Below are 16795 nucleotides of genomic sequence, written 5' to 3'. Positions count from 1 at the left end.
GGCGGAGGAATTCCGCATAATCGGTCGGAAGTCACCGCACGGGCCGAAGGTTCGTCGGCGGAGTGGGGGGGGCGGGCGCATGCCACCGAAGGATCTGCACGACCTCGACGACCTGGATCCGGTCGACCGGACCCTGGTGCGCCTCCTCCGCGCCGACGCGCGGACGCCCAACAGCCGGCTCGCCGAGCGCGCCGGCATCGCCCCGTCGACCTGCGTCGCACGCGTCCGGGGCCTCGTCGAGCGCGGCGTCATCACCGGCTTCACCGCCGAGCTCGACCCGGCGGCGCTCGGCCTGACCCTGCAGGCGCTGATCAGCGTCAGCATCCGCGTCGGCCAGCGCCAGGCGATCACGCGCTTCGCGGAGGAGATCCGCGCGCTGCCCGAGGTGGTGCAGGTGTTCTTCCTCGGCGGCTCGGAGGACTTCATCATCCACGTCGCGGTCCGCGACTCCAGCGACGTGCGGGACTTCGTGGTCTCGAACCTCTCGGCGAACCCGGCGGTGGCCTCGACGCGCACGAGTCTGGTGTTCGACCACCACCGCAAGGGCCCGGCGGTCCCCGAGTAGCGCGGGCAGGCGCGGGTCCGAGCGGCCGCTCGGCCCGCGCCCGTCCCTCGGGGCTAGTGCGCCCCGGGGTTCACGTCGCCGCCCCCGCGCTGCATGAGGCCGGGGATGCGCTTGGCGAGCCCCGGGATCGCCTCGTCCGAGATCGAGATGCGCGTGTCGCGCAGGCGCTGGCGCAGCAGGGTCTCGACGTCCTCCTCCGGTCGCAGCTCGGCGTCGCCGGCGACCTGCAGCAGCACGCCGCGCAGCTTCTCGTCGAGCTGCGCGTCGTCGCTGCCGTGCTGGATCGGGTGGTCCTGGGATGCGTTCGTCATGCCTCCATGCTGGCACCGGCGACCCCGAGCCGAGAGGACTTGCGCCGCGGCAGGATGGTCGCATGCCGTTCACCCGCGCCGAGCTCGCAGCGTTCCAGGACCGCACCGTCGAGGACCTGCTGGGCGACGACGTCCGGCTCCTCTTCGTCGGCATCAACCCGGGGCTGTGGACCGCCGCCACCGGCGCGCACTTCGCCCACCCCGGCAACCGCTTCTACCCGGCGCTCGTCGCGGCCGGGATCCTCGAGCGCGCGCCGCGCGTCTCCGAGGGGATGAGCGCTGCGGACCGCGCGGAGCTCGTCTCCCGCGGCGTCGGCATCACCAATCTCGCCTCCCGGGCGACCGCCCGCGCCGACGAGCTGACCGCGGAGGAGCTGCGCGAGGGCGCTCAGCGGCTGGTCGCCACCGTGGAGCGGGTGCGGCCCCGGGCCGTCGCGGTCGTCGGCATCACCGCCTACCGGATCGCGTTCGGACGCCGCAGGGCGGTGCAGGGCAGGCAGGAGGAGGACGTGGCGGGCGCGCCGCTCTGGGTGCTGCCGAACCCGAGCGGCCTGAACGCGCACGACACCGTCGCCTCGCTCGGGCGCGCCTACCGCGAGCCGGCGCTCGAGGCGGGGATCGTCTCTTCCGACGCGCTCCTGCCCGGGGACGTCGGACCCCGCCCGCAGGAATAGCCGTCGACCCCCGGAGGTTGCAGAAGTCCATGAGTATGCATGAAGTCAAGTTCGGCGTCGACACGTTCGGCGACGTCACCGCCGGCCCCGACGGCGCCCCGCTGCCGCACGGCCAGGTCCTCCGCGACGTGGTCGAGGAGGGAGTCCTGGCCGACCGGGTCGGCATCGACTTCTTCGGGATCGGCGAGCACCACCGCGCCGACTTCGCCGTGAGCGCACCGGACGTCGTGCTCGCCGCGATCGCGGCCCGCACCGAGCGCATCCACCTCGGCTCCGCCGTGACGGTCCTCTCCTCGGACGACCCGGTGCGCGTCTACCAGCGCTTCGCCACCCTCGACGGACTCTCCGGCGGCCGGGCCGAGGTCATCCTCGGCCGCGGCTCCTTCACCGAGTCCTTCCCGCTCTTCGGCTACGACCTCGCGCAGTACGAGGTCCTCTTCGAGGAGAAGCTCGACCTCTTCCACGCCCTGATCCAGGGCGGCCCGGTCACCTGGCAGGGCACGACCCGCCCCGCGCTCACCGAGCAGAGCGTCTACCCGACCCTCGACAACGGCACCCTCCGCACCTGGATCGGCGTCGGCGGCAGCCCCGAGTCGGTGGTCCGCGCCGCCCGGTACGGCTTCCCGCTCGTCCTGGCGATCATCGGAGGCTCGCCGGCCCGCTTCCGCCCCTACGTCGACCTCTTCGGCCGCGCGCTGGACCAGCTCGAGCAGCCCCGCCTCCCGGTCGCCGTGCACTCGCCCGGCTTCGTCGCCGACACGGACGAGGAGGCGCGCGAGCTGTACTTCCCGCACCACAAGGCGATGATGGACGCCATCGGCCGCGAGCGCGGCTGGTCCCCGATGACCCGCGAGCGCTTCGAGGAGGAGGCCGGCCCCGACGGCGCCATCCACCTCGGCTCGCCCGAGACGGTCGCCCGGAAGATCGCGCGAACGGTCGAGGCCCTGGGCATCGACCGCTTCGACCTCAAGTACAGCGCCGGGACGCTGCCGCACCCGGCGATCATGCGCAACATCGAGCTCTACGGCACGCAGGTCATCCCGCGGGTGCGCGAGCTGCTCGCGCACTGACCCCCGCCGGGCGCCCGTTCCCCCGCTGGGCGCTCGGCGCGTTCCGAGCCGACGCGGTGCGCGCTCCCACCGGGCGCCCGGCCCGCGTCGATACACTCGGAACCCCCCGCCCCGACCCTCCCGGAAGCACATGCCCGACAGCCACGCCGCCCGCACCCCCTACGAGGTGCTGGGCGTCGCCGCCACCGCGTCCGACGACGAGCTCCGCCGGGCGTACCGGCTCCGCCTCCGCGAGACCCATCCGGACACGGGAGGCGACGCCGCGTCGTTCCACGCGGTGCAGCTCGCCTGGGAGCGGATCGGCAGCGCCTCCGCCCGCGGCGACTACGACCGAGGCGCTCCCGCCCCCGGGAGGTCCTCCCCGCAGTCGCCGTACACCGGCTCACCGCGCCCGCAGACCGCCTCGGCCGTGCGCGCCCGCTCCTACGGTCACCCGGGAGGCGCGGCGCGCGAGTACTACCTGCGCCTGGTGCGCGAGTGGCTCGGCCGCGGCGTCGAGACCGATGACCCCTTCGACCCGGCGATCGTCCGCTCCGCTCCTCGCGAGGTCCGCTCCTGGCTCGCGAAGGCTCAGGCCGAGGAGGCGACGGCCGCGCTCGTCGGCGCGCTCGGCATCGCCTACACGATCTGGAACGACGTCGCGGTCGGCGACGGCGGGCTCAAGATCGACCACCTCGTGCTCGGGCCGGCCGGCCTGCTCGCGCTGACCTCCGCCGACTGGGGCGACCCGGTCCGTCTGAGGAAGGGCGAGCTCGAGGGCCCCGGGATCGCCGAGGACGAGAAGCCGATCGCCTCGCTCGCGAAGGCCGCGCGCCGTCTCGGCCGCGAGCTGGGCGTCCGCTTCTCGACGAGCGTCGTGGTCGTGCCGGACGACGCGCTGGAGCAGCCGTTCGAGCAAGTCGAGCGCGGCAGGCACCAGGGCGCCGTCGTCATCCGCCGCTCGCTGCTGCCGCAGCTGCTGCGCTCCGGCACGGACGACCCGCGGCTCGGCGGGTACGGCGAGTCGTTCGAGGTCCGCACCCGCGTGCAGAACCGCATCCGCTTCGTCTGACACCGCGCTAGCCGCCGCTCGCGACCGGGGCAAGGGGTTAGCGCGCATCCGGCGCCCCGCCCACCATGGGACGTGCCCCCGGGCATCCCACGACGAGCGGAACGAGGACGGACCATGGTGCGATTCGGATACACCCTGATGACCGAGCAGAGCGGACCCAAGCAGCTGGTGGGCTACGCGGTTGACGCCGAGAGGCTCGGCTTCGAGTTCGCGGTCTCGAGCGACCACTACTCGCCGTGGCTGACCGAGCAGGGGCACGCCTCCTACGCCTGGACGATGCTCGGAGCGGTCGCGCAGGCCACGTCGACCATCGACCTCACGACCTACGTCACCGCGCCGACCATCCGCTACCACCCGGCCGTGGTCGCGCAGAAGGCCGCGACGCTCGCTATCCTCTCCGACGACCGCTTCACGCTCGGCCTCGGCTCGGGCGAGAACCTCAACGAGCACGTCGTCGGCGAGGGCTGGCCCTCGGTCGCCGTGCGCCAGGACATGCTCGAGGAGGCCGTCCACCTCATCCGCGAGCTGCACACCGGCGAGCTGGTGACCTGGGAGGGCGAGTACTTCCGCGTCGACTCCGCCCGCATCTGGGACCTGCCGGACAAGCCGGTCGAGATCGGCCTGGCGGTCTCGGGGGAGAAGTCGATCGCCCGCTTCGCGCCGATCGGCGACCACCTCATCACGACCGAGCCCGACGCGGAGCTGATCTCGCAGTGGACCGCGGTCCGCGGTGCGGACGTCGCCCCCTCGCGCACGATCGGCCAGATCCCGATCTGCTGGGCGCCGGACAAGGAGCAGGGAGTGGCGCTGGCCCACGAGCAGTTCCGCTGGTTCGCCGGCGGCTGGGCGGTCAACTCCGATCTGCCGACCCCCGCCGGCTTCGCCGGAGCGAGCCAGTTCGTGCGCCCGGAGGACGTCGCCGAGCAGATCGCCTGCGGCCCCGACCTCGACGAGCTCGCCCAGAGCTTCGTGCCCTACATCGAGGCGGGCTTCACCGACATCGCCCTCGTCCAGGTCGGCGACGAGCTGCAGCAGCGGTTCCTCGACGAGGCGGCGGAGGGGCTCCTGGAGCGCCTGCGCGCACTCGCCCCCTGAGGCCGCTGCCGGGTCGCGCGGTCAGAATCCGCGGAGGCGCTCGATGTCGCGCCGGTCGCGCTTCGTCGGGCGGCCCGCTCCGCGGTCACGGACGATCACGCCCGGCGCGGACTCCCGGGGTGGCGGCGGGGGTGTCCGGTCCTCCATGCACTCGGCGGCCACCGGCGCACCGACCCGTTTGACCACGAGTCCGCGGACGATCAGCTCCCGGTCGAAGCCGCCGATCCGGGCGCGGACCTCGTCGCCGACCCGCACGGTCTGCGCCGCCTTGGCCCGCTCGCCGTTGACGCGGATGTGGCCGGCCCGGGCCGCGGTCGTCGCGGCGGAGCGCGTCTTGTAGATGCGCACCGCCCAGAGCCACGCGTCCACCCGCACGGCACCGGTCACCGGGATCTGCATCCCCCAGTCTACGAACGGCGCCCGCTCGCCACCCACCCCGCGGTCCTACACTGGCCGCCGACAAGGAGGTTCCCATGAACCGAGACGACAGCATCTACACCGGAGCGGACGACGCGCTGCGGAGCGGCGACGACCGCATGGTCGCGGCGAACGACAGCTCCGGAGCCGGCGGAACCCGCGGCGACGTCGGCATGAGCACGACGAGCGGCGAGGGCACCGGGGTCCCCACCCGCGGCGCGCCTCCGCAGAGCGGATCCCCGTCCGAGCTGCGCCCCACCGGCTTCCCGCACGCGGGCCTGGAGTTCTCGCTCGTGCCGTCCGGGCACGAGGAGTGGCGGATCGAGCACCCGGGCGGTCGCACCGTCGGCGTCCTCGCCGTCATCTCGCACGCGGGCGAGGAGTCGGAGGCCGTGTTCGTCACGCGCCGCGTCGGCTCCGAGGACGCCGTGGCCGAGGGCACCGACTGGCGCGGCATCGTGTCGGCCGTGATCAACGACGAGGCGGCGGACGAGCGCGAGCCGGTCCAGCTCGACCCCACCGTCGAGCACGTCCGCGGCGGACTGATCAGCCGCGGCCCCGCGGACGTCGACGGCCTCTCCTGAGCCCTCTCTCCTCCGGGACGCCGTCCGCGCTCGGCGCGGGGCGTCCCACGGGGGAGGATCGGAGTCTCAGCGGGCGAGCAGCGCGGCGTTGATCCGGGCCGAGAGGTCGGCGTCGACACGGCGGTCGGTCCCGTCGACGGCGCGGACGGGAGCGGCGTTGCGTGCGCTCGAGACCAGCCAAGCCGCGTCCGCCGCCTCCAGATCGCTCGCGCGCAGCGGACGCACCGCCGTCCCGAGGCCGAGGCCCGGCGCGAGCGCGAACAGGTCGGCCTGCGTGGTGCCGGGCAGCAGCCCGAGGCTCGGCGGAGGAGTCACGAGCTCCCCGCCCGTCAGCAGCACGAGGTTCGAGGTCGGCCCCTCGAGCAGGTAGCCGTCGCTCGACACGAACAGGGCGTCGTCGGCACCGCGCCGGGCGGCCTCCCGCGCGGCCGCACGGTTCACCGCGTACGAGAGCGTCTTCGCGCCGGCGAGCAGCCAGGGGGACGTCGACTGCACGTCCGAGCGCAGCCCGCGGTCCAGGAGCACCACGCGCACGCCGTCGCGGCGGGCCGGGCCGAAGTCCGGGCTGGTCTGGACGAAGACGACGCCGGTGGGCCGCCCGCCGCCCTCGACGCCGCGGGTCAGGATCGTCTTCACCATCGCCTCGGCGACGGGCGGGTGCGCGGCCACCGCCGCTCCGATCGCCTCGAGCCAGGCGGGCCGGTCCGGCCGGGGCAGGTCGAGCATCCGGGCCGAGCGCTCGAAGCGGTCCAGGTGCGCGTCGAGCGCCTGCAGCCGTCCGTCGACCAGGTTGATCGTCTCGAACACGCCGTCGCCGCGGGTGAAGCCGAGGTCGGTCACGTCCAGATCGCCACGCCCGCTCGGATCGATGCGGTACGCGGGTCCTCCCGGCGAGTGCGCCTCGGCGTCGAGGGAGGGTCGGTCGAGGACGACGAGGGTCTCAGCGGGCATGGGCGGTGCGGTCCTTCCGGGAGCGGCGGCGGGGGGAGAAGCGGAGCAGCGCGATCGTCAGCAGGGCGCCGATCAGGGAGCCGCTGCCGTTCGAGACGAGGTCCTGCACGTCGGAGACGCGGGTCGGCAGCCACAGCAGCTGCGCTGTCTCGACGGCCGCCGACACGGCGAGCCCGATGGCGGCGGCCCACAGGCGGCGACCCGCCGGCAGCTGCGCGGCGATCAGCGCACCGAGCGGCACGAAGAGCAGCACGTTCGCGGTGAACTCCGCCACGTCGAAGTCGAACCAGCCGGTGAGCGGCGTGGAAGCGAGGAAGGCGATGATCCCGCGGATCAGCGCGTTGGGCTCCCCGGCCGGGTATGGCGCGGGCGTCAGCGTGATCAGGGCGATCAGCGCGAGCCAGGCGAGCGTCGCGAGGCGGAGAGGTCTCGAGCGGCGCATCGTCCGATTCTGCCAGCCCGTCGGGGTCGGGCGCGGCGGGCGCGGTGTGGGAGGCTGGAGGGCATGACCAGCGAGGACCCCGGCGCGGACGCCGTGCTCCCGCGCCACCCCTTCGACGCGTCGCTCGGCGACGGCTGGGTCGAGATCGGCGACGGACGCCGCTTCTGGGGACGCTTCGGCGCCGCCGGCCTCCTCCTGCGCGATCCGTCGGGACGCGTCCTGCTCCAGCACCGCGTCAGCTGGAGCCACTTCGGGGACACCTGGGGGCTGCCCGGCGGCGCCCGTCACCCCGAGGAGACGGCCTTCGAGGCGGCCCTTCGGGAGTCGGAGGAGGAGGCGGGCGTCCCCGCCGACCTGATCCTGCCCGTGCTCTCCAGCGTCGTCGTGATCGGACCGTGGAGCTACTCCACCGTCCTGGCCGAGTCCCGCGAGCACTTCACTCCCCGCATCAGCGACGCCGAGAGCACCGAGCTGCGCTGGGTCGCCCCCGAGGACGTCGCCTCCCTGCCGCTGCACCCGGGCTTCGGGGCGGCCTGGCCGGGCCTGCGCGCGCTCGGCTCCTCGATCCCGGTGCTCGTCGTGGACGCCGCCAACGTGGTCGGCTCACGCCCCGACGGCTGGTGGCGCGACCGCGCCGGCGCCGCGGAGCGCCTCCTCGCCTCCCTGGCCCGCCTCGCGGAGGCCGGCGTCCCCGGCCGTCTCCTGGGGATCGACGCCGACACGGTCTGGCCGCGCATCGCCGTGGTGCTCGAGGGAGTGGCGCGCGCCGCCCGTCCGGAGGCGGGCGCTCTCACGGAGCGGCTGACGGTCCACTCGGCCGACGGCTCGGGCGACGACGCGATCGTCGAGCTGGTCGGCGCGCTCGAGACCGCGGTCGTCGTGACGGCCGACCGGGGGCTGGCCGCCCGCGTCGAGGCGCTCGGGGCCGCCGTGGTCGGTCCGCGGTCGCTGCTCGACCTCCTCGATCCCGCCCGGGAATAGGCCGCGGGGGCACCCGGTTGCATCCCCCATGGCTACGACTGCGATGACCCTCGACTCCCACGACCAGACGATCGCCGACGGCATCGTCCTCATCGACTTCTGGGCCGACTGGTGCGGCCCGTGCAAGCAGTTCGCTCCGGTCTTCGAGGCCACGAGCGAGAAGAACGCCGACATCACGTTCGCGAAGGTCGACACGGAGGACCAGCAGCAGCTCGCCGCGAGCTACGGCATCTCCTCCATCCCCACCCTCGTGGTGTACCGCGACGGGATCCCGCTGATGGCTCAGCCCGGCGCCCTGCCCGCCCCCGCGCTCGACAACCTGATCGAGCAGGTCCGCGGCCTCGACATGGTCGAGGTGCGCCGCCAGTACGAGGAGGCGAAGGCCGCTCAGGAGGCCGGCGCCGCCCCGCAGGCCTGATCCGCCCGGCGCCTCGACCCGCTCCGCAGGCGGGAGGCGCCCGCAGACGCACGAGAACCCCCGGCAGCCGTGAGGCCGCCGGGGGTTCCGTCGTTCCGAGCCGGAATCAGCCGGTGTTCTGCAGCCCCGCCGCGACTCCGTTGACCGCGAGCAGGAGCAGCCGCTGGTTCTGCTCCGTCCCGGATCCGCCCGGGTCGGTGCGGAGTGCCTTCAGTGCGCGCAGCTGCAGGAGCGAGAGCGCGTTGACGTACGGGGTGCGCAGGCGCACGGCACGGCCGAGCACGCGGTGGCCCGTGAGCAGGCTCTCCTCGCCGGTGATCGAGAGCACCCACCGGCGGGTGAGCGCCATCTCGTCGAGCACGAGTCCGGCGAGGTCGTCGCGGGAGTCGAGGGCGAGGTAGCGGCGGGCGATGCCCTCGTCGGTCTTCGCGAGCGACATCTCGACGTTGTCGACCATCGTCGTGAACAGCGGCCAGGAGGCGTAGGCCTCGCGGAGCAGGTCGAGGTCGCCGACGGCCTCGAGCGCGCTGCCCAGCCCGAACCAGCCGGTCAGGTTGACGCGGGCCTGGGTCCAGGCGAAGACCCACGGGATCGCTCGCAGGTCCTCGAGCGACTCGACGGAGAGGCCGCGGCGGGCCGGACGCGAGCCGAGGGCGAGCAGGCCCACCTCCTCCTGCGGGGTGACCCGGGCGAACCACGGCGCGAAGCCGTCGGCCTTCACGAGCTCGAAGAAGCGGCGGCGCGACTCGCGGTCCATCGTCGCCGCCACCTCGGCGAAGCGCTCCGCGGCGCCCGCGTTGCGCTCGCCGACCGCGGGGGACGAGGCGAGCAGCGTCGCTCCCGCCACCTGCTCGATGTGCCGGGTGGCGATGTCCGGGTTGCCGTAGCGGGCGAAGATGACCTCGCCCTGCTCCGTCAGCTTGAAGCGGCCGTCCACCGATCCGGGCGGCTGCGCGAGGACGGCCCGGTTGGCCGGCCCGCCGCCGCGGCCGAGCGCTCCGCCGCGCCCGTGGAACAGCGTGAGCACGATGCCCTCGTCGGCCGCCCACTGCGCAATGCGCGCCTGCGCGTCGTAGAGCGCGAGCGTCGCCGAGACCGGTCCGACGTCCTTCGACGAGTCGGAGTAGCCGAGCATCACCTCGAGCCGGTTGCCGGTGGCCGCGAGGCGCGCCTGCACCTGGGGGAGGCGGATCATCTCGGCGAGGATGTCGGTCGAGGCGTCGAGGTCGGCGAAGGTCTCGAAGAGCGGGACCGCGTCGATGATCGGCGGCTTGCCGTCGGTCGCCGCCTCGGCCAGTTCGAAGACCGTCCGCAGGTCGTCGGCCGACTGCGTGAAGGAGACGATGTACCGCCTCGCCGCGTCGGTGCCGAAGCGCTCCTGGACCTTCGCGATCGCCCGGAACACCGACAGGACCTCGAGGCCGCGCTCGTCGAGCTCCTCGCCGGCGCGGATCGCGGCGATCGTCTCGCGGTGCACCTTCGAGTGCTGGCGCACCTCGATCTCGGCGAGGTGGAAGCCGAAGGTCTCGAGCTGCCAGACGAAGTCCTGGAGGTCGCCGTAGGCGGCGCGGACGTCCTCGGCCTCGACCAGGGACTCCTGGAGGGTGCGCAGCTCGGCCAGCAGCTCGGTGGCGGCGGAGTAGGCCAGCGGCCCCTCGGAGCGGGTCGCGGCCAGGCGCTCGGCCGCGAAGAGCAGGACACGGCGGTGCGCCTCGTTGGGCGAGCGCTCGGCGATGTCGGCGGCGAGCTCGGGAGCCCGCTCGACGCAGGAGGCCCAGAGCGCCTCGACGGCGGCCGACGGGGGAGTGGTCGACGCATCGAGGGTCAGCGCGCGGCCCACGCGGCGGGCGACGCGCTCGAGACCCATGAGGACGTGCTCGGAGGCGATGTCGACCGCAGCGAGGGTCGTCTCGGCGGTGACGAAGGGATTGCCGTCGCGGTCGCCGCCGATCCAGGTGCCCAGGCGGACGAAGGCCGGTGCGACCGGAGCCCGGGTGCCCGAGCCCTCGCCGAGCAGAGCGTCGTCGAGGCGGCGGTAGACCCGGGGGAGCACCGAGAACAGCGACTCGTCGAAGACGCTCATCGCGGTGCGCACCTCGTCGAGAGGAGTGGGCTTGGACTCGCGCAGCGGAGCGGTGCGCCACAGCGTGTCGACCTCGGCCAGCAGCCTGCGGCGGATCTCCACCAGCACGACGCCGCCCATGCGCGGGTCGTCTCGCTGCTCGAGCAGGTCGCTGATGCGGCGGATGGTCGAGGCCACCGCGCGGCGGCGCGCCTCGGTCGGGTGCGCCGTGAGGACCGGGCGGAACTCCAGCCGGGACAGGCGCGCGAACGCCTCGTCCTCCCCGAGCTCGCCGGTCAGCCGGCGCATCGAGGCGAGGATCGAGTCCTCGGGCGACTGCGCACCGGCGTCGGCCTCGCGCCGGCGCAGCACGCGGACGCGGTGGAACTCCTCCGCCACGTTGACGAGGTGGAAGTAGCAGGTGAACGCCCGGGCGACCTCCTCGGCGCGCTCGAGCGTGAGCGAGGCGACGAACTCCTCCGCCTCCGCGGTCCCGGCGGCGTCGCCGCTGTCGTAGGCGCTGATCGTGAGCGCGCGCAGGCGCTCCACGTCCTCGTAGAGGGAGGGCTCGCCCGACTCGCGGAGCACCTGGCCGAGCAGCTCGCCCAGCAGGTGGACGTCGGCGCGGATCCTCTCGTCGAGCGGAGGCGCGGTCGTCCCGTCGGCGGAGGAGGGGGCGGTGGCGGAGGCGGGTGCTGCGGTCGCGGCGGACGCGTCGGAGAACGGAGGCACGGGAGAGACCTTAGCGGCGGTGCGTATCGAGCACATGACGCCTGCGTCACGATCCGAACTGGAATGATCGAGGGGTGACCGTGACAACCGCACCCCCCGCTCCCGCCGTCCAGACCGAGCAGGCGGCACCCCATGTCGTCGTGCTGTTCGGCGCCGTCGGCGACCTGGCCCGGCGCAAGCTCATCCCGGGGATGGCCCACCTCGCGCTCTCCTCCCTCGCACCGGACCTGCAGATCGTCGGCACCTCGCTCGAGGAGCACGACGACGCCTCGTTCCGCGCCTTCGCGAAGCTGGCCTACGACGAGTTCGGGAGCCGCTCCCTGACGCCGGCGCAGTGGGACGAGTTCGCGTCCAAGCTCCGCTACGTCCCGCAGTCCGCAGGCCCGGCCGCGCTGGCCGCCGCCGTGACGGACGCCGAGGCGGTCCTCGGCCCGGACGTGAGCCGGCTGCACTACCTCAGCGTCCCGCCGAGGGCAGCGCTCTCCGTCGTGCGGATGCTCGCCGAGGCCGGGCTGGTCGAGCGCTCGCGGATCATCATGGAGAAGCCGTTCGGCGTCGACCTCGAGAGCGCGGTCGTCCTCAATGCGGAGCTCCACGAGACCTTCAGCGAGGAGCAGATCTTCCGGATCGACCACTTCCTCGGCAAGGAGCCGGCGCAGAACATCCTCGCCTTCCGCTTCGCCAACGGCCTCTTCGAGCCGATCTGGAACCGCAACTTCATCGATCACGTCCAGATCGACATCCCCGAGCGCCTGACTCTCGACCGCCGCGCCGAGTTCTACGAGTCCACCGGCGCCTACAAGGACATGGTCGTCACCCACCTCTTCCAGGTGCTGGCGTTCATGGCCATGGAGCCGCCGACCGCGCTGGAGCCCCAGGCCATCAGCGAGGAGAAGAACAAGGTCTTCCGCTCGATGCGTCCGCTCAACCCCGAGAACGTGGTGCGCGGCCAGTACATCGGCTACCGCGACGAGCCGGGCGTCGCCGCCGACTCCGAGACCGACACCTTCGTCGCGCTGAAGTGCGAGATCGACAACTGGCGCTGGGCGGGAGTGCCGTTCTACCTCCGCACCGGCAAGCGGATGGCCGAGGGCCAGCGCATCATCTCGATCGCGTTCCGCGAGCCCCCGAAGAGCATGTTCCCGCAGGGCTCCGGAGTCGGTGCCCACGGCCCGGACCACCTCACCTTCGACCTGGCGGACGCCTCGAAGGTCTCGCTCTCGTTCTACGGGAAGCGCCCCGGTCCCGGCATGCGGCTCGACAAGCTGAGCATGCAGTTCGCGCTCCAGGAGACCGACCGCGCGGGCGACGCGCTCGAGGCCTACGAGCGCCTGATCCTCGACGCGATGCGCGGAGACCACACGCTGTTCACCACCGCGGAGGGCATCGAGCGGCTCTGGGAGGTCTCCGCGCCGCTCCTGCAGGATCCGCCGCCCGTCCGTCTCTACGCGCCCGGCTCCTGGGGGCCGAACGCCATCCACCAGCTGATCGCGCCGCACGCCTGGCGCCTGCCGTTCGAGCGGGTCTGGCGCGACAAGCGCTGACCACGCCGCCGTGCGCCCCGCCTAGGCTGGGCGCATGGCGCGCACCGGTGAGGACCGGATCTGGACGGTCCCGAACGTCCTCAGCATGGTGCGTCTCGCGCTGGTGCCGGTGTTCCTCGTGCTCGTGGTCCTCGGCGAGGACGCGCTCGCGCTCCTGACCCTCGTCGTCTCGAGCCTCACCGACTACCTCGACGGCTGGATCGCGCGCCGCTTCGACCAGATGACGCGCCTCGGCCGCGTCCTCGATCCGGCCGCCGACCGCCTCTACATCTTCGCCACCGTCCTGGGCCTCGCGGCCCGCGGACTGGTGCCCTGGTGGCTGGTCGCCGTGCTGCTCGCCCGCGACCTGATGCTCGTGGTCCTGGCGGTCGTCCTGGCGAACAACGGCTACGGACCGCTTCCCGTGCACCACCTGGGGAAATTCGCGACCTTCTGCCTCTTCTACGCGCTCCCGCTGATCATGCTGGGGCAGGCGTTCCCTGCCCTCGCGCCCGCCTCGCTCCCCATCGCCTGGGCCTTCGCGCTGTGGGGCGCGTTCCTCTACTGGTGGGCCGGGATCGTCTACGCCGTCCAGACGCGGGACCTCGTCCTGGGGGTCCGCACAGGTGCTCAGGGGTCCGACGAGGGTCACGATTCGGATACGCTGACCTGATAGGAGGTACGTCTTGGTCGAGCCCGTCGGTGGAGCATCATCCGCCCAGCACAATTCCGTTCCCGGTGAGCCGTCGACGGAGACGACTCTGACGTTCACCGACGACATCGGCGCCCAGCTCGCCGCTCTCGACAACCGCGCGTCCCGCGAGGAGGCCGAGGCCGTCGGGGCTCTGCCCTCGGGATCCGCGCTGCTGGTCGTGCGCCGCGGACCGAACACCGGCGCCCGCTTCCTCCTCGACACCGACTCCACGACGGTCGGCCGTCACCCCGACGCGGGCATCTTCCTCGACGACGTCACGGTCTCGCGCCGGCACGCCGAGTTCGTCCGCCGCGGCACGGCGTTCGAGGTCCACGACCTCGGATCCCTGAACGGCACCTACTTCGACGGGGTCCGGATCGAGTCCGCGATCCTCACCGACGGCTCCGAGGTGCAGGTCGGCAAGTTCCGACTCACCTTCTACGCGTCCCGCGCCGACCTCGTCGCCGCTCCGGACGCGTGAGCCGTGGGCCGCTCCTCCGCGCGCGCCCTCCCCACCGGCTCCGCCGCTCTGCTGAGCATCGGGCAGGTGCTGGCCAGGCTGACCAGTGAGTTCCCGGACGTCACCCCGTCCAAGCTGCGCTTCCTCGAGGAGCAGGGGCTCGTCTCGCCGGCCCGCACCGACTCCGGCTACCGCAAGTTCTCGGGCTCCGACGTCGAGCGGCTCCGGATGATCCTCGCGCTGCAGCGCGACCACTACCTCCCCCTCAAGGTCATCCGCGGGTACCTCGACGACATCGACGCCGGACGCGAGCCCGCCCTGCCGGCCGGTGTCGGTGGTCCGAGCGCCTCGCTCCTCGGCCCCGCCACGCGCTTGACCCGCGAGGGCCTCGCGGCCGAGTCCGGTGCCACGCCCGCTCTCGTCCAGGAGGCCATCGCCGCCGGGCTCGTGCGGGGCGGCGACGTGTTCGGAGACGAGGCCGTGACCACGCTCAAGGCGCTCGTCGACCTCGGCCGATCGGGTATCGAGCCCCGTCACCTCCGACCGCTCCGCGTCGCCGTCGAGCGCGAGATGTCGCTCATCGAGAGCGTCGTCGCCTCCAGCGCCCGCCGCGGAGAGGCGTCCGGCTCCGCCGGCGCTGCCGAGAACGCGGTGGGGCTCGCGACCCAGCTGGGCACGATCCGCGGGGCGATGGTGCGGAGCGCCCTCTCGCGGATCGCCCGCTCGTGAGGGCCGCGCCGCCGGCCGGCGGGCGGCCCGTGCGACACGCCGCGGCGCCGAGGCCGATGTCGTTTACTCGGCCTGCGCCGGTCGGTACGGTAGGGAGCGCGTTCGGAGGATCCGGCGTCCGGATCCGAGAGGCACAGGGATGAGAGAAGTCAGCCGCGACGTCAGCGGCCAGCGCGACCTCGTCCTGTTCACCGACGGACTGCCCGAGCTCGACGCCGACGCGGGCTACCGCGGGGCCGTCGCGGCGCGCGCCGCAGGGATCACCTACCGTCAGCTCGACTACTGGGCGCGGACCGAGCTCGTCGAGCCCACCGTGCGCGGCGCGTCCGGCTCCGGCACGCAGCGCCTCTACGGCTTCCGCGACATCCTCGTGCTGAAGCTGGTCAAGCGCCTGCTCGACACCGGGATCTCGCTCCAGCAGATCCGCACGGCGGTCAACCAGCTCCGCGAGTCCGGGGTCGATGACCTCGCGCAGACGACCCTGATGAGCGACGGCGCGAGCGTCTACCTCTGCACCTCGAACGACGAGGTCATCGACCTGCTCAGCCGCGGCCAGGGCGTCTTCGGCATCGCCGTCGGCAAGGTCCTCCGCGAGGTCGAGTCGAGCCTCGTCGAGCTCGACCACCAGTCGGTCGACCCGGGCGACGAGCTCGCCCAGCGCCGCGCCTCCCGCCGCGTCGGCTGACCGCCCACCCCTCGCGGGGCGGCCGCTGCTCCGGGGACTCCCGGGTCTCCTCCGCGCGCTCAACTAGTCAGGAGCGGACCCGCCTGCAGCCGTGCTGTGCGAGCAACGGGCGCCACCCGAGTCTCACCGTGCTGGTCGAATGGCGGGCCCCGCCCGCGTGAACCGTCCGCCGGACGCGAGCTCCCCGCCGATCACGCCCGCTCACCCTGCTGGTCCGATGACGGGCTCCGTCCGTGTCCCGCCCTGCGGATCCGACGACGGGCTCCGCTCGCGTCCCGCCGTGCTGATCTCTCAACGGGCTCCGCTCGTGTGCGGTCATGCTGATCGAGTAGCGCGCTCCGCCCGCGCATCGAGAGTCCGCGCTGAACTCCGACGGCGAGCGTCCGCCGGCGCCGTCCCTGGTACTCCTCGGGCACCGAGCATCGCCCGCGTCCCGAGACCTCGAGCCGGAGAAGTCCGGCGGACCCGCCGGCCCTAGGTCGCGGCGGGGACCTGCTCGCCGATGCGTCCGGTGCGGATGACGCGGTCGAGCAGCAGGTCGAAGTTGTGCGCCATCTCCTGAGCGCTCTCCCCAGGCCAGACATGCACGGGCTTCGCCGCGCCCTGCGCCTGCTGGAGGGAGGTCCGCTCCGGGAGCTGCGGGCTGAGCACGAGCGGTCCGAACATGTCGCGCAGCTCCTTGATCCGGAACTGGTGCTCCAGCGACTGGACGCGGGCGCGGTTGACGATGATGCCCAGCGGCTGGAGGCGCGGGCTGAGTCCGCGGCGGATCTCCTCGATCGCCCGGAGCGCCCGGTCGGCGGCGGCCACCGAGAACAGGCCCGGCTCCGTGACGACGGCGACGCGGTCGCTCGCGGCCCAGGCCGTGCGGGTCAGGGCGTTGAGCGAGGGGGCGCAGTCGATCAGCACGAGGTCGTAGTCGGCCTCGACGCTCGCGAGGGCCTCCTCGAGCTTCCAGATGTCGCGGATGCTGGGGTGCGGCCCGTCGAAGTTGATCGCGGAGGGGCTGCCGATCAGCACGTCGATCGTGCCGTGGTGCTCCTTGGTCCAGCCGGAGGGGGCGATCGCCGAGCGGACGATCTTCTCCTTCGGCGACGTCAGGACGTCGGCGATGTTGAGGTGGCCGGCGACGTTGATGTCCATTCCGGTCGACACGTCGGACTGGGGATCGAGGTCGACGACCAGCGTTCGCAGGCCCTTCGAGAACGCCGCGGATGCAAGGCCGAGCGTCACCGTGGTCTTGCCGACGCCGCCCTTGAGGGAGCTCACGCTGAGTACATGCATGGCTGACTACTTTACGTTCCTCCGGGCGGCAGAACCTAACCGTTCGCTGCACGCGCCGTCCGCGCCG

The 16795-nt window shown here is 73.1% G+C and carries 19 protein-coding genes; 13 read left to right on the top strand and 6 right to left on the bottom strand.

All coding sequences use genetic code 11. The annotated features are described in order from the left end of the window. Nucleotides 1–79: 79 nt before the first annotated feature. Complete coding sequence (locus C5C39_RS07995) at nucleotides 80–565, top strand: Lrp/AsnC family transcriptional regulator (protein WP_104222560.1); 486 nt, start codon at nucleotides 80–82, stop codon at nucleotides 563–565. A gap of 53 nt (nucleotides 566–618) precedes the next feature. Here the strand turns inward: C5C39_RS07995 and C5C39_RS07990 are convergent, their stop codons facing one another. After that, entirely contained in the window at nucleotides 619–876 is a 258-nt protein-coding gene (locus C5C39_RS07990; RefSeq protein WP_104222561.1) for a hypothetical protein, read from the bottom strand. Between the two features lie 62 nt (nucleotides 877–938). Between C5C39_RS07990 and C5C39_RS07985 the strand changes: the two genes are divergently transcribed. The 4 genes from C5C39_RS07985 (at nucleotide 939) to C5C39_RS07970 (ending at nucleotide 4766) form a co-directional block, all read left to right on the top strand. After that, nucleotides 939–1550 (top strand): mismatch-specific DNA-glycosylase, encoded by a 612-nt coding sequence (locus tag C5C39_RS07985; RefSeq protein ID WP_104222562.1) that lies wholly within the window; start codon nucleotides 939–941, stop codon nucleotides 1548–1550. A 35-nt stretch (nucleotides 1551–1585) separates the two neighbouring features. After that, complete coding sequence (locus tag C5C39_RS07980) at nucleotides 1586–2620, top strand: LLM class flavin-dependent oxidoreductase (RefSeq protein WP_104225389.1); 1035 nt, start codon at nucleotides 1586–1588, stop codon at nucleotides 2618–2620. A gap of 130 nt (nucleotides 2621–2750) precedes the next feature. After that, nucleotides 2751–3671 carry a DnaJ domain-containing protein gene (locus tag C5C39_RS07975; RefSeq protein WP_104353085.1) on the top strand — a complete coding sequence of 307 codons (921 nt, stop codon included), beginning with the start codon at nucleotides 2751–2753 and terminating at the stop codon, nucleotides 3669–3671. Nucleotides 3672–3785: 114 nt separating this feature from the next. Further along, nucleotides 3786–4766 (top strand): TIGR03557 family F420-dependent LLM class oxidoreductase, encoded by a 981-nt coding sequence (locus C5C39_RS07970; RefSeq protein ID WP_104353084.1) that lies wholly within the window; start codon nucleotides 3786–3788, stop codon nucleotides 4764–4766. Nucleotides 4767–4787: 21 nt separating this feature from the next. On the opposite strand, the gene C5C39_RS07965 is transcribed toward C5C39_RS07970, so the two are convergent. Continuing rightward, nucleotides 4788–5165 carry an RNA-binding S4 domain-containing protein gene (locus C5C39_RS07965; protein WP_181027140.1) on the bottom strand — a complete coding sequence of 126 codons (378 nt, stop codon included), beginning with the start codon at nucleotides 5163–5165 and terminating at the stop codon, nucleotides 4788–4790. Nucleotides 5166–5239: 74 nt separating this feature from the next. Between C5C39_RS07965 and C5C39_RS07960 the strand changes: the two genes are divergently transcribed. Further along, nucleotides 5240–5767, top strand: a complete 528-nt coding sequence (locus C5C39_RS07960) for a hypothetical protein (protein ID WP_104233360.1) — start codon at nucleotides 5240–5242, stop codon at nucleotides 5765–5767. A 66-nt stretch (nucleotides 5768–5833) separates the two neighbouring features. Here the strand turns inward: C5C39_RS07960 and C5C39_RS07955 are convergent, their stop codons facing one another. Together C5C39_RS07955 and C5C39_RS07950 are read right to left on the bottom strand one after the other, a co-directional pair. Next, the gene (locus tag C5C39_RS07955) at nucleotides 5834–6718 is read right to left on the bottom strand and encodes an aminotransferase class IV (RefSeq protein WP_104353083.1); all 885 of its coding nucleotides are present in this window, start codon (nucleotides 6716–6718) and stop codon (nucleotides 5834–5836) included. Beyond that, nucleotides 6708–7160 carry a VanZ family protein gene (locus tag C5C39_RS07950; RefSeq protein WP_104225384.1) on the bottom strand — a complete coding sequence of 151 codons (453 nt, stop codon included), beginning with the start codon at nucleotides 7158–7160 and terminating at the stop codon, nucleotides 6708–6710. The genes C5C39_RS07955 and C5C39_RS07950 overlap by 11 nt, the downstream gene beginning before the upstream one ends. Nucleotides 7161–7223: 63 nt before the next feature. Between C5C39_RS07950 and C5C39_RS07945 the strand changes: the two genes are divergently transcribed. Further along, nucleotides 7224–8141, top strand: coding sequence for an NUDIX domain-containing protein (locus C5C39_RS07945; protein ID WP_104346156.1), 918 nt, complete (start codon nucleotides 7224–7226; stop codon nucleotides 8139–8141). A gap of 28 nt (nucleotides 8142–8169) precedes the next feature. Next, nucleotides 8170–8559: a thioredoxin gene (gene trxA, locus C5C39_RS07940; RefSeq protein ID WP_104225382.1), complete on the top strand. Its 390-nt coding sequence runs from the start codon at nucleotides 8170–8172 to the stop codon at nucleotides 8557–8559. Between the two features lie 106 nt (nucleotides 8560–8665). On the opposite strand, the gene C5C39_RS07935 is transcribed toward trxA, so the two are convergent. After that, nucleotides 8666–11353: a phosphoenolpyruvate carboxylase gene (locus C5C39_RS07935; protein WP_374953680.1), complete on the bottom strand. Its 2688-nt coding sequence runs from the start codon at nucleotides 11351–11353 to the stop codon at nucleotides 8666–8668. An 80-nt stretch (nucleotides 11354–11433) separates the two neighbouring features. Between C5C39_RS07935 and zwf the strand changes: the two genes are divergently transcribed. The 5 genes from zwf to C5C39_RS07910 all read left to right on the top strand — a co-directional run bounded on the left by zwf (nucleotide 11434) and on the right by C5C39_RS07910 (nucleotide 15444). Beyond that, nucleotides 11434–12897, top strand: coding sequence for a glucose-6-phosphate dehydrogenase (gene zwf, locus C5C39_RS07930; protein ID WP_104225448.1), 1464 nt, complete (start codon nucleotides 11434–11436; stop codon nucleotides 12895–12897). Nucleotides 12898–12931: 34 nt separating this feature from the next. Continuing rightward, complete coding sequence (locus C5C39_RS07925; protein WP_104222572.1) at nucleotides 12932–13549, top strand: CDP-alcohol phosphatidyltransferase family protein; 618 nt, start codon at nucleotides 12932–12934, stop codon at nucleotides 13547–13549. Nucleotides 13550–13562: 13 nt separating this feature from the next. Next, entirely contained in the window at nucleotides 13563–14051 is a 489-nt protein-coding gene (locus tag C5C39_RS07920; RefSeq protein WP_104222573.1) for an FHA domain-containing protein, read from the top strand. 3 nt (nucleotides 14052–14054) lie between these two features. Then, complete coding sequence (locus C5C39_RS07915; protein ID WP_104222574.1) at nucleotides 14055–14759, top strand: MerR family transcriptional regulator; 705 nt, start codon at nucleotides 14055–14057, stop codon at nucleotides 14757–14759. 139 nt (nucleotides 14760–14898) lie between these two features. Beyond that, nucleotides 14899–15444, top strand: coding sequence for a MerR family transcriptional regulator (locus C5C39_RS07910; protein WP_104222575.1), 546 nt, complete (start codon nucleotides 14899–14901; stop codon nucleotides 15442–15444). Nucleotides 15445–15918: 474 nt separating this feature from the next. Here the strand turns inward: C5C39_RS07910 and C5C39_RS07905 are convergent, their stop codons facing one another. Further along, the gene (locus C5C39_RS07905; RefSeq protein ID WP_104222576.1) at nucleotides 15919–16728 is read right to left on the bottom strand and encodes a ParA family protein; all 810 of its coding nucleotides are present in this window, start codon (nucleotides 16726–16728) and stop codon (nucleotides 15919–15921) included. Nucleotides 16729–16795 lie beyond the last annotated feature (67 nt).

Source organism: Rathayibacter sp. AY1F3 (assembly GCF_002931975.1).
GTDB lineage: Bacteria > Actinomycetota > Actinomycetes > Actinomycetales > Microbacteriaceae > Rathayibacter.
Note: the sequence above shows the minus strand (reverse complement) of the source record. Positions and strands in the feature narration are given on the sequence as shown.

Coding starts and splice junctions, on each gene's coding strand:
- C5C39_RS07955 (WP_104353083.1), bottom strand. CDS start 6,718: ATGCCCGCTGAGACCCTCGTCGTCCTCGACCGACCCTCCCTCGACGCC.
- C5C39_RS07990 (WP_104222561.1), bottom strand. CDS start 876: ATGACGAACGCATCCCAGGACCACCCGATCCAGCACGGCAGCGACGAC.
- C5C39_RS07980 (WP_104225389.1), top strand. CDS start 1,586: ATGCATGAAGTCAAGTTCGGCGTCGACACGTTCGGCGACGTCACCGCC.
- trxA (WP_104225382.1), top strand. CDS start 8,170: ATGGCTACGACTGCGATGACCCTCGACTCCCACGACCAGACGATCGCC.
- C5C39_RS07985 (WP_104222562.1), top strand. CDS start 939: ATGCCGTTCACCCGCGCCGAGCTCGCAGCGTTCCAGGACCGCACCGTC.
- C5C39_RS07910 (WP_104222575.1), top strand. CDS start 14,899: ATGAGAGAAGTCAGCCGCGACGTCAGCGGCCAGCGCGACCTCGTCCTG.
- C5C39_RS07905 (WP_104222576.1), bottom strand. CDS start 16,728: ATGCATGTACTCAGCGTGAGCTCCCTCAAGGGCGGCGTCGGCAAGACC.
- C5C39_RS07925 (WP_104222572.1), top strand. CDS start 12,932: ATGGCGCGCACCGGTGAGGACCGGATCTGGACGGTCCCGAACGTCCTC.
- C5C39_RS07975 (WP_104353085.1), top strand. CDS start 2,751: ATGCCCGACAGCCACGCCGCCCGCACCCCCTACGAGGTGCTGGGCGTC.
- C5C39_RS07960 (WP_104233360.1), top strand. CDS start 5,240: ATGAACCGAGACGACAGCATCTACACCGGAGCGGACGACGCGCTGCGG.
- C5C39_RS07945 (WP_104346156.1), top strand. CDS start 7,224: ATGACCAGCGAGGACCCCGGCGCGGACGCCGTGCTCCCGCGCCACCCC.
- C5C39_RS07965 (WP_181027140.1), bottom strand. CDS start 5,165: ATGCAGATCCCGGTGACCGGTGCCGTGCGGGTGGACGCGTGGCTCTGG.
- C5C39_RS07950 (WP_104225384.1), bottom strand. CDS start 7,160: ATGCGCCGCTCGAGACCTCTCCGCCTCGCGACGCTCGCCTGGCTCGCG.
- C5C39_RS07970 (WP_104353084.1), top strand. CDS start 3,786: ATGGTGCGATTCGGATACACCCTGATGACCGAGCAGAGCGGACCCAAG.
- C5C39_RS07995 (WP_104222560.1), top strand. CDS start 80: ATGCCACCGAAGGATCTGCACGACCTCGACGACCTGGATCCGGTCGAC.